This window comes from Billgrantia ethanolica, assembly GCF_021404305.1.
Taxonomy (GTDB): domain Bacteria; phylum Pseudomonadota; class Gammaproteobacteria; order Pseudomonadales; family Halomonadaceae; genus Halomonas; species Halomonas ethanolica.
This window is the reverse complement of sequence record NZ_JABFTX010000001.1, coordinates 1,388,348-1,403,712: the sequence shown is the minus strand read 5'-3', so window position 1 is coordinate 1,403,712 and position 15,365 is coordinate 1,388,348. Positions and strand designations below refer to the sequence as shown.

14 protein-coding genes are annotated in these 15,365 nt (G+C 64.6%); 6 read left to right on the top strand and 8 right to left on the bottom strand.

The features are described 5' to 3' along the window. Positions 1-16: 16 nt before the first annotated feature. The 5 genes from HOP53_RS06305 to leuS form a co-directional block, all read right to left on the bottom strand. Positions 17-973 carry a PA2778 family cysteine peptidase gene (locus HOP53_RS06305; RefSeq protein ID WP_234269221.1) on the bottom strand — a complete coding sequence of 319 codons (957 nt, stop codon included), beginning with the start codon at positions 971-973 and terminating at the stop codon, positions 17-19. Between the two features lie 14 nt (positions 974-987). Beyond that, positions 988-1,380: a PA2779 family protein gene (locus tag HOP53_RS06300; RefSeq protein WP_010629045.1), complete on the bottom strand. Its 393-nt coding sequence runs from the start codon at positions 1,378-1,380 to the stop codon at positions 988-990. Between the two features lie 256 nt (positions 1,381-1,636). After that, positions 1,637-2,695: a DNA polymerase III subunit delta gene (holA, locus tag HOP53_RS06295; RefSeq protein WP_234269220.1), complete on the bottom strand. Its 1,059-nt coding sequence runs from the start codon at positions 2,693-2,695 to the stop codon at positions 1,637-1,639. Between the two features lie 15 nt (positions 2,696-2,710). Then, the gene (locus HOP53_RS06290) at positions 2,711-3,202 is read right to left on the bottom strand and encodes an LPS-assembly lipoprotein LptE (protein WP_234269219.1); all 492 of its coding nucleotides are present in this window, start codon (positions 3,200-3,202) and stop codon (positions 2,711-2,713) included. 22 nt (positions 3,203-3,224) lie between these two features. After that, entirely contained in the window at positions 3,225-5,822 is a 2,598-nt protein-coding gene (gene leuS / locus HOP53_RS06285; RefSeq protein WP_234269218.1) for a leucine--tRNA ligase, read from the bottom strand. A gap of 206 nt (positions 5,823-6,028) precedes the next feature. Here leuS and HOP53_RS06280 point away from each other — a divergent pair, with 206 nt between their 5' ends. Continuing rightward, positions 6,029-6,544, top strand: a complete 516-nt coding sequence (locus tag HOP53_RS06280) for a zinc ribbon-containing protein (RefSeq protein ID WP_086508751.1) — start codon at positions 6,029-6,031, stop codon at positions 6,542-6,544. 109 nt (positions 6,545-6,653) lie between these two features. On the opposite strand, the gene HOP53_RS06275 is transcribed toward HOP53_RS06280, so the two are convergent. Both HOP53_RS06275 and HOP53_RS06270 read right to left on the bottom strand, forming a co-directional pair. Beyond that, on the bottom strand, positions 6,654-7,958 hold the full coding sequence (locus HOP53_RS06275; RefSeq protein WP_234269700.1) for a hypothetical protein: 1,305 nt from the start codon (positions 7,956-7,958) through the stop codon (positions 6,654-6,656). Positions 7,959-8,048: 90 nt separating this feature from the next. Then, positions 8,049-8,939 carry a LysR family transcriptional regulator gene (locus tag HOP53_RS06270; protein WP_234269217.1) on the bottom strand — a complete coding sequence of 297 codons (891 nt, stop codon included), beginning with the start codon at positions 8,937-8,939 and terminating at the stop codon, positions 8,049-8,051. 347 nt (positions 8,940-9,286) lie between these two features. On the opposite strand from HOP53_RS06270, the gene leuC reads away from it, so the two are divergent. The 5 genes from leuC to HOP53_RS06245 all read left to right on the top strand — a co-directional run bounded on the left by leuC (position 9,287) and on the right by HOP53_RS06245 (position 13,525). Continuing rightward, positions 9,287-10,732 carry a 3-isopropylmalate dehydratase large subunit gene (gene leuC, locus HOP53_RS06265; RefSeq protein WP_234269216.1) on the top strand — a complete coding sequence of 482 codons (1,446 nt, stop codon included), beginning with the start codon at positions 9,287-9,289 and terminating at the stop codon, positions 10,730-10,732. Positions 10,733-10,735: 3 nt separating this feature from the next. Then, a complete protein-coding gene (leuD, locus tag HOP53_RS06260; RefSeq protein WP_234269215.1) occupies positions 10,736-11,383 on the top strand; it encodes a 3-isopropylmalate dehydratase small subunit in 648 nt (215 codons plus the stop codon). Positions 11,384-11,397: 14 nt separating this feature from the next. Next, positions 11,398-12,477, top strand: a complete 1,080-nt coding sequence (gene leuB / locus HOP53_RS06255; protein WP_234269214.1) for a 3-isopropylmalate dehydrogenase — start codon at positions 11,398-11,400, stop codon at positions 12,475-12,477. Between the two features lie 102 nt (positions 12,478-12,579). Further along, positions 12,580-13,059 (top strand): lasso peptide biosynthesis B2 protein, encoded by a 480-nt coding sequence (locus tag HOP53_RS06250; protein WP_234269213.1) that lies wholly within the window; start codon positions 12,580-12,582, stop codon positions 13,057-13,059. A 193-nt stretch (positions 13,060-13,252) separates the two neighbouring features. Next, positions 13,253-13,525, top strand: coding sequence for a lasso peptide biosynthesis PqqD family chaperone (locus tag HOP53_RS06245; protein WP_234269212.1), 273 nt, complete (start codon positions 13,253-13,255; stop codon positions 13,523-13,525). 18 nt (positions 13,526-13,543) lie between these two features. Here HOP53_RS06245 and HOP53_RS06240 read toward each other — a convergent pair whose 3' ends face one another. Further along, entirely contained in the window at positions 13,544-15,334 is a 1,791-nt protein-coding gene (locus tag HOP53_RS06240) for an ABC transporter ATP-binding protein (protein ID WP_234269211.1), read from the bottom strand. Positions 15,335-15,365: the final 31 nt, after the last annotated feature.

Genomic DNA, 15,365 nt, shown 5'->3' with positions numbered 1-15,365 from the left:
GCTGTTGGTTTCTCACCTAATCACCCGGTTCCAACCGATCCAGAGCCGCCGTGGCGTGGGCCTGCCAATGACCAGGCAGAGCGACGGCGCGCTCCAGCGCCTGGCGAGCCCCGTCGGTGTCGCCCTGGGCCTTTAGTGTCAGGCCCAGGTTGAGCCATGCCACACCCAGGTCGTCCCGCTGCGCCACCGCGGATCGAAAGGCTTCGATGGCCCCGTCGAGATCCCCTGTGGCATGCCGGGCATTGCCCAGAGCGAAGTAGCCCATGCCGGAGTGAGGGAAGCGCTCGACGAAGGCCACCCAGGCAGGCAGCGCGACTTCGGCATCCTGAACCTGCTCGAACGCCGCGATGGCCTGCAGGGCACGCTGTTCGCCAATACCGCTCGGCAGTTCGCCGGGCTTCAGGGCCACGAACGCCCAGCGTTCACTACGGGCCCAGGTGGCATCGAAGCGGCGAAACGACTCGATACGCTCTGCCTCTTCGCCACTGTGCAGCATCAGCTCCCCGGCATCCAGATCGTAGCCGATGGCCACGGCGTAATGCCACATCGGCCAGGCAGGAAGTGAGAGGTTCTGCAGCACGACCACGGGATGACCGGCGTCGATCTCGGTCAGCAGGGCGTCGAACGAGTCGTTGAGCACGAAGGGAATGCGTCCATGGCGTCTGACCGTGGCCAGCATCTCGGGCTGCACGCTGCCTTCACGGCCGGGGATGAACACCTGCGGAATGAGCGTCTCCATGGGCACGTCCACACCATCGTGATTGAGCACCATGGCCAGCGCGGCGGGGCCGCACTGGTACTCGCGCTGGGCGTGGAAGGGCACGTCTTCGACCCAGGCCTGGCGAGGCAGGGTCTGGGCAGTGCTCTCGGCCAGGCGCGGCGTGGTGGCACAGCCGGTCAACAGCAGGAGCCCCAACAGCAGAACGCCCGCAAGGCGGGCGTTCTGGTGGGGCCGAACGATACGGCCTTGCATGATGACGTTCGTCCTCAGCGGGTGAAGGGGAAGACGTTGGTCAGGCCCAGGATATCGGTGACCAGCAGCACGATGAAGACGACCAGCAGGGCACCCACGACACCTGCGCCTGCCGGCAGCTGCTCGAGCTGTTCGGCCATTTGATGCGCTTCTTCGTCGGAGAGCGCGGCCACGCGGGCATCGACTTCAGCCAGGTCCACGCCCTGGGCGATGAGCTGCTCCTGTACCTCGGCACGGGACAGGATCTCATTGATGCGCTCACGGTCGGCATCGGCGCGTTCGGCCGAGAGCGCAGCCTGAGTCGAGATCAGTTCGCTGGTGGGCAGCGGGGCGGCCGAGACGGAGACGCTGCCAAGCACCAGGGCCAGGATCAACAGCGGGCTGAGAAAGCGGCGGAGTGTTTTCATGTTAAGTGTTCCTTCTTCTTGGGCTTCCGGCTCTTGAATGATCCACGCTCAACGGGGCGCAGTCGTTTTGGAGTGCTCCAGCGATGCTTAATAAGTATAAGCAAAAAGCGCATGGAATTTCATGCCCTTGCATCAACCTTGACGGTTGGCTGACACAAAGGCGGCCGCGAGTGCCGAATTCAGCCTGCCAGAACGCCCGGTCGCCCAGGGAAAAGGGGCATCTCCGGCTTTGCCATGATGCTGCCAACGCTTGCCGTTAACCCACCCGATAGGATGAGGGCATTTCGGCCAGCAGGCCGCGGCCGCCGGCCAGAGTCAGGGCTAGGTCGTGGAGGCTTTCCCACAGCGGCAACTGGGCAGCTCCCTTGATCGAGAGGTCGAGGCGCTGGGCGAAGAGCAGCAGCTTGTGCAGGCGCTTTCTGGGCAGGCGCGCAATGGCCTGCTGATAGGCGGGGCGGCGTTTGTCGAAGATGGCCGGTTTCTGCGCCTTGCAGGCATGTTCGAAGCTCTGGCCCTGATCGAGGTGCTGGTGCAGCGAGAGCAGAGTCCGCAGCTCGCGGGTCAGGGCCCACAGCACGATGGGCGCCTCGACCCCCTCGCCGCGCAGGCCGCGAACGATGCGCGAGGCACGCTCGCGTTCGCCCTTGAGGCAGGCATCAGCCAAGGTGAAGACATCGTAGCGGGCGCTGTCCTCCACGCCGCCGGCAATCTGGGCTGGCCCGACACGGGTGCCTGGTGGCAGCAGCAGAGCGAGCTTCTGCAGTTCCTGATCCGCCGCGAGCAGGTTGCCTTCGGTGCGCTCGCCGAGCAGGCGTGCGGCATCCAGGTCGAGGGAGAGACCGTGACGCTCGGCGCGCTCGCGCAGCCAGAAGCCAAGGCGGGAGACGTCGACCGGCCACACCGGCACGAACAGCCCCAACTTGTCGAGCGCCTGAAACCAGGCGCTCTTCTGCTGACGGAAGTCGAGCTTGCCCATGCTCACGAGCAATACGTTGTCGCGGGTGCCCGGCGCCTCGGCGTACACCTTCAGTGCCTTGCTGCCTTCCTGGCCGAGACTTTGGCTGCCCAGGCGCAGCTCGATCAGCTTGCTCGAGGCGAACAGCGACAGGCTGGCGGCGGCTTCGTGCAGCCGGCCCCAGGCGAAGTTGCCCTCCACGTGCAGCACTTCTCGCTCCTCGATGCCGCGTGCGCGCGCCGCGCTGCGTACAGCGTCGCAGGCTTCCATGTGCTGCAGCGGCTCCTCCCCGGCAACGATCACCACCGGGGGCAGCTTCTTGTCCAGTGCCTCCGGCAGCTTGTCGGCAAAGACCTTCATGTGCGTGATGCCATGTCAGCGGGTTTCCAGCGCGCGCAAGCGATCGAACAGGCGGCGCAGGGCCTCCTGGCGCAGCTCCTGACGTGCCTCCTCGCGTATATCGTCCTGCGCAAGCAGGTTGTCGTCACTGACGGTGAAACGGGTCGATACCTCCAGGCGCTGCTGGGGAAGGCGATAGGCACCGTCACTGCGTCGCTGAACGGAAAAAGGCACTGCCAGTGTCATTTCCCGCTCCTGGGGGCCACTGTCCAGCACGCTCAGCTGGTGCTCGCCAAAGTTCTCGGGACCCAGATTGAGCACCAGGGGGGCATTGGCGTGCACCCGAGTGCCGAGCGAGGAGAGGCGTTCTGCCGTGAGCTGGGCCAGTACACTGTCGCTGCCCGCGATGGCAAGCTCGTCGACGGTCAGCTCCGGCGAATCGAAACCGCGCAGGCGAAAGCCGCAGCCCGCCAGGGCCAGGCCGGCACCGGCGGTCATGGCCAGGTTGAGAAATCTGCGTCGCTGCATGAGCGCTCCCATTCGATCCGTGTCAGCTCACCACGATGTTGACCAGCTTGCCCGGTACCACGATCACCTTGCGCACCGTCTTGCCCTCGGTATGGCGCTGGACGTTCTCGGCGGCGAAGGCTTCGGTCTCGATGGCATCCTTGGGCGCGTCGGCGGCCACTTCGATACGGGCGCGCAGCTTGCCGTTAACCTGTACCACTAGCTCGATGGTGTCGCGCTCGAGGGCCGACTCATCCCACTGCGGCCAGGTAGCGTCGATGGCGGGTTCCGTGTGGCCCAGCTCGCGCCACAGCGCATGGCAGGCGTGGGGCGTGATCGGCGCGAGCAGCAGTACGCATGCCTCCACGGCTTCGCGAGCCACGGCCAGACCCAGCGGTGAGGTGTCCTCGAGCTTCGATAGCGCGTTGGTCAGTTCCATCACCGCCGCGATGGCGGTATTGAAGGTGGTGCGTCGGCCGATGTCGTCGCTGGCTTTCTTGATCGTCTCGTGAGTCTTGCGCCGCAGTTCACGCTGAGTGTCGTTGAGGGCCTGGGTATCCAGTTTGCCTGGCTCGCCCGCTCCGAGGTGCTCGGCCTCAATGTGGTCAAAAACAATGCGCCACAAGCGTTTGAGGAAGCGGCTGGCGCCCTCGACGCCGGAATCGGACCACTCCAGCGACTGCTCGGGCGGGGCGGCGAACATCATGAACAGGCGCACGGTGTCGGCGCCGAAGCGGTCGATCATCGACTGTGGATCGACGCCGTTGTTCTTCGACTTGGACATCTTCTCGATGCCGCCCATCTCCACTGGCTCACCGTCCTTGATCAGCACCGCGCTGACCGGACGACCCTTGTCGTCGCGCTTGACCTCCACGTCGGCGGGGTTGAACCACTCCTTGCCGCCGTTCGGCGTCGTGCGGTAGAAGGTCTCGGCGATCACCATGCCCTGGGTGAGCAGACGCTGGAACGGCTCGTCGACCTTGACCAGGCCCAGGTCGCGCATCAGCTTGGTGAAGAAGCGCGCGTAGAGCAGGTGCAGAATGGCGTGCTCGATACCGCCGATATAGAGATCCACCGGCAGCCAGTAGTCGGCACGCTCGTCGAGCATCGCCTCCTGGTTGTCGGCACAGCAGAAGCGGGCGAAGTACCAGGACGACTCCATGAAGGTGTCGAAGGTATCGGTCTCGCGCACCCAGCCGTCGCCCAGCTCATAGAACTCGGGCATGCGCTTGAGCGGTGAGCCGGAAGCGTCGACGGTGACCTCCATGGGCAGCGCCACCGGCAGCTCCTCGTCGGAGAGCGGCACGGTCTGGCCTTCGGGGCCGTACTTGACCGGAATCGGTGCGCCCCAGTAGCGCTGACGGGCCACGCCCCAGTCGCGCAGGCGGTAGTTGGTCTTCACCTCGCCGCGACCCAGTTCGGCGAGCCTGCCGGCGATGGTCTCGAAGGCGGCGTCGAAGTCGAGGCCGTCGAACTCGCCGGAGTTGATCAGCCGGCCATACTCCACGTAGGCGCCTTGCGAGAGATCCGGCGCCTGGCCGCTCTCGTCGGCAATGACTGCCTCGATGGGCAGGCCGTACTTGGTGGCGAACTCCCAGTCGCGCTGGTCGTGGCCGGGGACGGCCATCACCGCCCCGGTGCCGAACTCCATCAGCACGAAGTTGGCCACATAGACGGGTACCTCGCGGCCGGTGAGGGGGTGCACGGCCACATGGCCGGTGGCCATGCCGCGCTTCTCCTTGGTGGCCAGCTCCGCCTCGGAGGTGCCGCCCTGGGTGCACTCCTCGCAGAAGGCGGCCAGCTCGGCGTTACCCTGTGCCGCGGCCCTGGCCAGCGGGTGGCCGGCCGCCACCGCCACGTAGGTCACCCCCAGCAGCGTATCGGGACGAGTGGTGTAGACCGACAGCGGCTCGGCCGCGCCACCGTCCACCGTCTTGATGTCGAACGTGAGCTCCACCCCGCGCGACTTGCCGATCCAGTTGCGCTGCATGGTCTTGACCTGCTCCGGCCACTCGATCTTGTCGAGATCGGCGAGCAGTTCGTCGGCGTAGTCGGTGATGCGCAGGAACCACAGCGGGATCTCCTTGCGCTCCACCAGCGCACCCGAGCGCCAGCCGCGCCCCTCGATGACCTGCTCGTTGGCCAGCACGGTCTGGTCCACCGGATCCCAGTTGACGGTGGACATCTTCTTGTAGACCAGCCCCTTCTCCACCAGCTTGGCGAAGAACCACTGCTCCCAGCGGTAGTAGCTGGTGTCGCAGGTGGCGAATTCGCGGCTCCAGTCGTAGGCGAAACCCAGCGCCTTGAGCTGGTTGCGCATGTAATCGATGTTGTCGTAGGTCCACTTGGCCGGCGGCACCCGGTTCTGGATGGCGGCGTTCTCGGCCGGCATGCCGAAGGCGTCCCAGCCCATGGGCTGCATCACGTTCTTGCCCTGCATGCGCTGGAAGCGCGAGACCACGTCGCCGATGGTGTAGTTGCGCACGTGCCCCATGTGCAGCTTGCCGCTGGGGTAGGGGAACATCGACAGGCAGTAGAACTTCTCGCGGTTGGCGTCTTCCACCGCCTTGAAGCACTGGTTCCGGTCCCAGAACTGCTGGGCGTCGCGTTCGATTTCAAAGGGCTTGTACTGTGCGTCCATCGGCTTTCGCAATGACCTTAGAGTGTACGGGCACGGCCGCTCCGTGCGGGTGCGCAGAAATTGTCCAGTGTCATTCCCGGTCGGCAGCCGTACGATAAAACGTTGAACTGACGGCGGGATGGCGTCTAAATGGTAACCAAGGATACCCCAGTAGGGCATGCCCGGCCATGCCCGGCCCATGCCGAAACCGGTTCGAGGAGATGACCATGAGCGAACGTCCCGACTCCCATCGCGAACATCGGCTGCGCGAAGGCTACGAGCGTATGCTGGCACGGCTGCGTGAGGGCGCCGACGACCTGACCTGGGAGAACCTGCAGCAAGAGCTGGACGAGGCCGTGGAGTTCGAGGCCGAACTCGAGGAGTTCACCAAGGACGAGCTGGCCCTGCTGCGCGCCTGGGTCGAGCGCGACCTGATCGACATGCGCCGCTACCTGCGGGCTGGCGGGCGTGGCGTAGCCGCCTGGCTGGGTATCGATCTCGACCAGCTCTCGCGCAAGGTGGTGGACTCGCTGTTCTCCATTGCCGACCGCAGCATCGTCGACAACGAACGGCTCAAGGAAGACCTGGAGGCCGCCCGGGCCGACTACTGCGAGGGCGAGGTGGCAGCCCCCGGGCGCATGGCCTGCGTGCACTGCGACGCGGTGGTCGATCTTGAAGGCGTGACCCGTATCGAGCCTTGCCACCAGTGCGGCCATCGCTACTTCTACCGCGTGTCGCAATAGCCCCGTCTGACATGTCTTGTCCGACATAGTCCGTCCGACATAGCCCGTCCGACGCTGCGGGCCGGCAGCTGCCGGCCCGCGCGTACTCGCTGCCGTTCGGCCAGGCCTGTCACAGCCAGGCGTCGAGCAGCATGATGGCCCCCACCACCAGCGCGCTGAGCACCAGGGCATAGCCCAGGTTGAGGCGCATCATGCGATAGCCGCTGATGCCGTAGCGCCCCTGCAGCGACAGGTTGATGCCCGACAGCGGCCCCACCGAAGTGCCCACGGCCCAGGAGGCTAGCGCCGTGAAGGCGAACAGGGTAGGTTCGCTGCCGCGCAGATCCAGCATCGAGGCCAGCACCGAGACGCCGATGATCGGGTGCAGGCCGGCCACGGCGCTGAGGACGATGGCCAGAAAGCTGATCACGGCCTGGAGCGCGCCAAAATGGGCGAACAGCCGCCACTCGCTGCCGGTAGCGGCGGCCACCAGGGTGGAGAGACCCAGCGTCAGCAAACCCGCCGAGAGAAACAGGGCGATCTCGCCGCGCATCGCCGGGAGCCGTGTGAGGGTGTGCTGGCGCACCCGGTGCCAGGTCCAGCGCGGCCCGGCGGGCAGGTTGCTGGCCAGCGCCACCGCCGGCAGCAGGAAGGTGATGATGCTGACGATGCCAAGCTCAGGTGTCAGCTGGAAATGGAACAGCATCACCAGGGCGGCCATGGCCACCGGCATCAGCAGGCTACGCGGTGAGAGCGAGAAGCCCGCCACCTCGGTCAGGTCGAAGCGGCGCGACAGCTCGAATGTGGTCAGCGCCCCGCTGGCAAGCGCCAGGGGCAGCCCGATGGCCAGGACGCGCGAATACTCCATGCTCGGTGCCAGCGTCATCACAACGCCCATGGAGGCGAAGAAGGGCGACCACAGCGCGGCACTGGAGAGGCCGCGATTGAGTGCCAGCAGTTGGGGCGTGGTCAGCGGAGCGCGGCGGGCCAGGCGGTCGCCGATCATGAACACCGTCGACAGATTGAGGATGGTGCCGAGCAGGTGCACGCCGAGCCAGGTGCCGGCAGTGCCTCGGCGGCCGGTGACCGGCCGGCCCAGGGGGCGCGACGAGCCGCTGAGGTTGCCGATCAGGCCGATGAAGCTGACGCCGACCAACATTGCCACCACATAGGTATTGCCGCTGGTGACCGTCGGCCAGGCGACCGGCGCGCCGTAGTGCCAGCGTGAGACGATCAGCAAACCCAGCCCGATGACGGCCAGCGCCCCGGCCTGCCAGCGGGTACGTCGTGGAATGTCGCGCCACAGCAGCAGCGTGGCCAGCCACAGGGCATAGCCGACCCCATGCGGCAGCAGCACGATTCCGCTGAAGGCAAGTATCTGCTGCACCAGCCCGAGCAGGATCAGCACGCCTGCCAGGGCATGGCGCAAGGGCATCGGTGACGAGTCGGGTGGGGACACGATGGCTCAGGGCTCCGGCGAGTCGGGACGGTGTGTTTTATTTGTGAGCAGTCTAACAATATCTTCCTATCCCCCGCGACTCGCCGCGTCACGCGCCTCCTCCAGTAGGGAGAGCATCGCTCGTGCGGCGTTGGAGAGCGTGCGGCTGCGGTGCACCAGGTAGCCCAGCGAGCGATGGATGGGTGGATGCTCCACGTCCAGCTCGTGCAGCTCTCCCGCCACCATTCGCTCCGGCAGCAGGCTCCAGCCCAGGCCGATGGCGGCCATCATCTTGAGCGTTTCGAGATAGTTGGTGGCCAGCGCCACGGGCAGGGTGAGACCGGCAGCGGCGAAACGCGACTCGATCAGCGTACGGGTGAAGGTCAGCGGACCGGGGAGCACGGCATCGAAGGTGCACAGCTCATGCAGCGTAAGCCGCCCATGCCCGGCTAGCGGATGGTCGTGGGCGCAGACAAAACACATGCGATCTTGCCACACCGGCACCACGTCGAGCTGCGGGTCGGGATGTGGCGCCAGGGTCACCACGGCCAGCTCCAGCTCACCATCCAGCACCCCTTGATAGGCCAGCTCCGAGTCGAGGAAGCGCAGGTCCATGCGTACCTCGGGGTGGGCCTGGGTGTAGGCCTTGAGCAGCGGCGGCAGGCGATGCAGGCCGATATGGTGACTGGTGGCAAGCGTCAGGCTGCCGGCCACCTGGCCTTCGAGATTGGTCAGCGCACGCCGGCTGTCGTCCACCATGACGAGGATTTGCCGGGCGCGGGGCAGCAGCACCCGACCGGCTTCGGTAAGGGTGACGCGGCGGCCGATGCGGTCGAACAACCGCGCGCCGATCTGGTCTTCCAGGGTGGCGATGCGCTTGGAAACCGCCGGCTGGGTCAGGTGCAGCTGCTCCGCGGCGCGAGAGAAGCTGCCGCTGTCGGCCACGGCGAGGAAGGCTTGCAGGCTTTGGGTGTCCATCTCTCGTTTGTATTCCTTTATGGAATCCAATGAATAAATAACATGAATTGCTTTTATGGGCGAGCCGCGCAAGACTTGATGACACCAAAGGACTTGATGACACCAAAGAGAGCCAAGCGAGAACAACCAGTACCGAGAGCTTGGCGGTTGCTGCAGCGTGAGCGGCGCCGGGGACAGGTCATAGCGGAGGTCATTTGCCATGGATGGCAAATGTAGCGCCCAGGGATGGGTTTACAGCGCCTCCGCGAGACCTGTCGACGGAGAGCCGCGTGGATAGGCAGCAAGATACGCCACGGCGATAACCTAGACCGGACAGGCAAAAGGGCCATAGCGCCCGGGAGAACGATATGGCAGGCCAGACGCTTTACGACAAGCTGTGGTCGCAGCACCTGGTGAAGGAGCGCGACGACGGCACCGCACTGATCTACATCGACCGCCAGTTGCTGCACGAAGTGACCTCGCCGCAGGCCTTCGAGGGGCTGCGTCTGGCCGGGCGCAAGCCGTGGCGTCTCGACGCCAACCTGGCCACGCCGGACCACAACGTGCCGACCACAGTGAAGGAGCGTGCCGAGGGTAACGCCGGCATCAAGGATCCGGTGTCGCTGATCCAGGTGCAGACGCTGGACGACAACTGCGTCGAGTTCGGCATCGAAGAGTTCAAGATCAACGACCCACGCCAGGGCATCGTCCACGTGGTGGGGCCGGAGCAGGGCGCCACCCTGCCGGGCATGACCGTGGTCTGTGGCGACTCCCACACCGCCACCCATGGCGCCTTCGCCGCGCTGGCCCACGGCATCGGCACCTCCGAGGTGGAACACGTGCTCGCCACGCAGTGCCTGCTGGCGCAGAAGATGAAGAACATGCAGGTGCGTGTCGAGGGCAAGCTGGGCGCCGGGGTCACCGCCAAGGACGTGGTACTGGCCATCATCGGCAAGATCGGCACCGCCGGCGGTACCGGCTACGCCATCGAGTTCGCCGGCAGCGCCATCCGCGACCTTTCCATGGAAGGCCGCATGACGGTATGCAACATGGCCATCGAGGCCGGCGCCCGGGTCGGCCTGATCGCGGTGGACGACACCACCATAGAGTATCTCGCCGAACGTCCCTTCGCTCCCCGAGGCGAGCAGTGGCAGGCCGCCGTGGCCGACTGGCGCAACCTGATTTCCGACTCCGACGCTGAGTTCGACAAGGTGGTGACGCTGGACGCCGCCGAGATCGAACCCCAGGTGAGCTGGGGCACCAGTCCCGAAATGGTCACCGGTATTTCCGGCGAAGTGCCCGACCCGGCCGAGCAGGGCGATGACACCGTCAAGCGCGGCTACACCCGTGCGCTGGAGTACATGGGCCTCGCGCCCAAGCAGAAGATCACCGATATCAAGCTCGACAAGGTCTTCATCGGTTCCTGCACCAACTCGCGCATCGAGGACCTGCGTGAGGCGGCCAAGGTGGCGCGCGGCAAGAAGGTGGCCGACTCCATCAAGCTGGCCATGGTGGTCCCGGGTTCCGGGCTGGTGAAACGCCAGGCCGAGGCCGAGGGGCTCGACAAGATCTTCATCGAAGCGGGCTTCGAGTGGCGTGAGCCGGGCTGCTCCATGTGCCTGGCGATGAACGCCGACAAGCTCGGCGCCGGCGAGCACTGCGCCTCCACCTCGAACCGCAACTTCGAGGGCCGCCAGGGCTACGGCGGACGCACCCATCTGGTCAGCCCGGCCATGGCCGCCGCCGCCGCCATCGCCGGCCATTTCGTCGACGTGCGTCGCCTCGACGCACAGCCTGTCGCAGAGGAGGCTTGAGCCATGAGAAAGTTCGAACGCACCGAAGGGCTCGTCGCACCGCTCGACCGGGCCAACGTCGACACCGACCTGATCATTCCCAAGCAGTTCCTGAAGTCGATCAAGCGCACCGGCTTCGGCGTCAACCTGTTCGACGAGCTGCGCTACCTCGACGAGGGGCAGCCCGGGCAGGATTGTTCTCAGCGTCCGCTCAACCCGGATTTCGTGCTCAACCAGTCGCGCTATCAAGGCGCCAGCGTGCTGCTGGCACGGCGCAACTTCGGCTGCGGCAGCTCCCGCGAGCACGCCCCCTGGGCGCTTGAGGACTTCGGCTTCCGCGTGGTGATCGCGCCGAGCTTTGCCGACATCTTCTACAACAACGCCTTCAAGAACGGCCTGCTGCTGATCACCTTGCCGGAGGACGTCGTCGACCGGCTGTTCCGGGAGGTGGAGGCCAGCGAAGGCTACCGCCTCGACGTGGATCTGGAGAATCAGCGGGTGATCACTCCCTCGGGGGAGATCCTCGAGTTCGAGGTCGACGCCTTCCGCAAGCACTGTCTGCTCGAGGGACTTGACGATATCGGCATCACGCTGCAGGACGAGGACGCCATTCGCGCCTTCGAGGTGAAGCATCGCCAGGCCCGGCCGTGGCTGTTCCGCGATACCGCTTGAACAAGGAAGCAACGATGACACGCAAGATTCTGGTACTGCCGGGTGACGGCATCGGCCCCGAGATCACTGCCGAGGCCAGCCGCATTCTCGCCGCCTGCCAGGCCCGCGGCCTCGACATCGAGATCGAGGAAGGGCTGGTCGGCGGTAGCGCATACGACGAGCACGGCGAGCCGCTGCCCGCCGTCACCCTGGACAAGGCCAAGGCTGCCGATGCCATCCTGCTCGGCGCCGTGGGCGGCCCCAAGTGGGACAAGCTCGAGGACCTCTCCAAGCGCCCGGAGAAGGGCCTGCTTGGCCTGCGCAAGAACCTCGGCCTGTTCGCCAACCTGCGCCCGGCCATCACCTATCCGCAGCTGGCCAGCGCCTCCAGTCTCAAGCCCGAGCTGGTTGCCGGCCTCGACATCATGATCGTGCGAGAGCTCACCGGCGGCATCTACTTCGGCCAGCCTCGCGGCATCGAGGTGCGCGACGGCCAGCGCGTCGGCTTCAACACCTACGTCTACTCCGAGAGCGAGATCGAGCGTATCGGTCGGGTCGCTTTCGAGCTGGCGCAGAAGCGCGGCAAGCGCCTGTGCAGCGTCGACAAGGCCAACGTGCTCGAGGTCACCATCCTGTGGCGTGAAGTGATGGAACGGCTGGCGCCGGAATATCCCGACGTCGAGCTCTCGCACATGTACGTCGACAACGCTGCCATGCAGCTGGTGCGCGCACCCAAGCAGTTCGACGTAATGGTCACCGGCAACATGTTCGGCGATATCCTTTCCGACGCCGCCGCTATGCTCACCGGCTCCATCGGCATGCTGCCCTCGGCCTCGCTCAACGAGAGTGGGCAGGGCATGTACGAGCCGTGCCACGGCAGCGCGCCGGACATCGCCGGTAAAGGCATCGCAAACCCGCTGGCGACCATCCTTTCGGTGGCGATGATGCTGCGCTACTCGCTCGCCGAGCCCGAGTTCGCCAGCCGCATCGAGGCTGCCGTGGGCAAGGTGCTGGATGACGGCCTGCGCACTGCGGATATCGCTTCGGAAGGCACCCGCACCGTCTCCACCCGCGAAATGGGCGATGCGGTGCTGGCGGCTTTCGAGGCGGCGTGACGAACGACGCCAGTCGGCGCTGATACGCGGCGGTGGGGCTTCGCCGGGTTGGGTTTCTCGACTACGCTTTTGGCAAGGTACGTCGCCGTGCAGGAACCCACCATGGTGAAGACTCTCCGCCGTTATGCTCGCTTGCCCTGGCAACGCAAGGCCCTGCTGCTGGAGAGTTTGCTGTGGCTGACCCTGGCGTGGCTGCTGGTGCGCGGTCTGCCGTTTCGCTTCTGGTCGCGCTGGCTCGGCCATCAGGCGGCGGGTGAAGTCGAACTGAAGGCTGCCGATCGCGATCCACGAGCGCTGGAGATCTGCTGGTCGGTCAGGGCCATCAATGCACGGCTGGGCGGCAGGTTGACCTGCCTCATGCTGGCCATGGCGGCGCAGTGGATGCTGCATCGACGGCGGATATCTTCCTGCCTGGTACTCGGCACCCTGACCCAACAGGATGCGGAGCACTGCCCAACCTTCAAGGCACATGCCTGGGTAAGGGACGTCAGCGGTGTCGTTCTGGGCCAACAGGACGAGCCCTATGTGGCGCTCTCCAGCTTCGTGCGCTGCTATCCCGCGCGGGAGGGCGAGGCCTGCTGAGGGCCTGCACGAGAGCCCTACGCTCGTAGCCTGCACGCCTCGTACTCCTTGGAAGGCCAGGTTTCAGCCTGTCGGCATGAGAACTCTCCTCTCTTTCGCCTAGTGCCAAAAGGCGGTATCTCCTGACTTGATGCTCAGGCGTGAAGATACAATTCTTCACATGACGTTCGGCGCATCTAAGGAGTCACCCAACATGCAGATGAATACGGTAGTGAAGCGACATCCGTCGCTGCTTGCATCACAGGTCAATGACGATGTGGTGCTGTTCAGTGCCGAGCGGGGCATGTACTACGGCACCCAGGCAGTAGGCGGGCGTATCTGGAGTCTGATTCAGGACGAGATGAGCGTCTCGGATATCTGCGACCAGCTTCTGGCCGAGTTTTCGGTGGAAAGGGAAAACTGTGAGCGTGACGTTTTGCAGTTTCTGGAGCAGCTCGAGACCGAAGGCCTGGTGAAGACCAGCTGACAGGGGAAAGAAAGGCGGTCAGGCGTCCACTTCGCGATAGTGGTGCGCCTGCTGGTTGAACAGGCGACAGTAGATGCCGCCTCGCTCGATCAGCTCGTCATGGGTTCCGCTTTCGCATATCACGCCTTGTTCCATCACGTAGATATGATCGGCCATTCTCACGGTCGAAAGCCGGTGACTGATGATCAGAGCGGCCCGGTGATCGATGCGCTCGCGAAAATTCTCGAACAGCTGGAACTCGGCGCCCGGATCCAGTGCGCTGGTAGGCTCGTCGAGGATGATGACCCGTGATTGCTGCATGAAAGCTCGTGCTAGAGCGATCTTCTGCCACTGGCCGATGCTGATCTCCTGACCGTCGTCGAACATACGGGTCAAGGGGGTATCATAGCCGGCGCTCAGCCCCTGTATGAAACTATCGGCGTCGGCCTTGATCGCTGCCGATTTAACAGCCGGGGTGTCGCGAGGCGACTCAATATCGCCAAAGCGAATGTTTTCTCCTGCCGACTCGGCATAGTGGGAGTAATCCTGAAAGATCACGCTGAACAAGCGGCGGTAATCTTCCAGTCCGTAATCGCGTATGTCCACGCCGTCCAGCGTGATCTTGCCTGTCGTCGGGTCGTAGAGTCGACAAAGCAGCTTGATCAGTGACGTCTTGCCGGAGCCGTTGGTGCCTACCAGTGCCACGATCTGCCCAGGGGCAATGCTCAGGTCGATATGACGTAACGCGGGCGTCGTGCATCCAGGGTAGTGAAAGCCAACGTCGTGAAAGCGGATCCCCTCGCGGATTGGGTCGGGTATCGGAGCCGGCTCAGCGGGATCGGCGATGACCGGGCGAATGGCCAGGAACTTCAGTAGCAGCCCCATGTAGAGATGATCTTCATAGAGATTGGACAGTTGATGAACCAGATCCTGCCCCATGGACTGAGCACGCTGAAAGATCAGCAGAAACAGCACCAGGTCGCCGACGCTGTTGCGACCCTGTGCGGTTTGCCAGGCAAGGTAGGCCAGGGCTGAGAAGAAGGCGGTAGTGGCAATGCCGCCCACGATCACTTCGATTCGCGTGCGTCGTTGAGTGATTTGCAGGCGCTCATGTCTGATCTGGCTGCGCAGCCTGCCATAGCAGCCTCTCAGATGCTCACCCAACTGGTAGAGGCGCAGTTCCTTGGCGTGGTAGTTGGAGGTCATCAGCCAGTCGAGATAACCGGCACGACGCTCCATTTGCGTTCGACGATGCTGCCAGTCATACAGATGCCGGGTGAAATGCAGCCTCACCAGCAGTGCCGGGACGATGGCGATCGCCAGGACCGGCACCAGCAGCCAATTGAGCGATAGAATCAACGCCGCTATGGCCGTCAGCATGATGCCGTTACGGGCCAGCATCATCAGATTGCTCACCACCTGAACCGGCCGATGGTTGCCCGCTTCTCGTGCGCGCTCGAGGGTGTCGAAATAGCGTGGGCTTTCATAGAAAGCGAGATCTGCCACCACCGCTCGGGCATGGATCTCCTGGTCGATATGGTCGGCCACCAGCAGCGATTGTATCTCCTTGGCCAGGTTCGACAGGGCGCGTATCACGATGAAGGCGAGCGTCGTGACGCCGGTCAGGGCGACATACCACAGTACGGGGGTGAAGCTGTCCGGCGAGGTAGCGTCGCCGAGAAGCTGGGTGACCACATCCACCAGTTGCTTGAGCAGATAGAGGACGGCAAGACCCAGGCAAGCTTCCATCACCATGAACAACGTGGCCAGCAGCGTCCACTTCCGGCTACTTACCCACAGTAGGGGCAGGATGGCTCTCAGAGTGTCCACGGGAGCCAGTAGCTTCCGCAGGCTCACCATG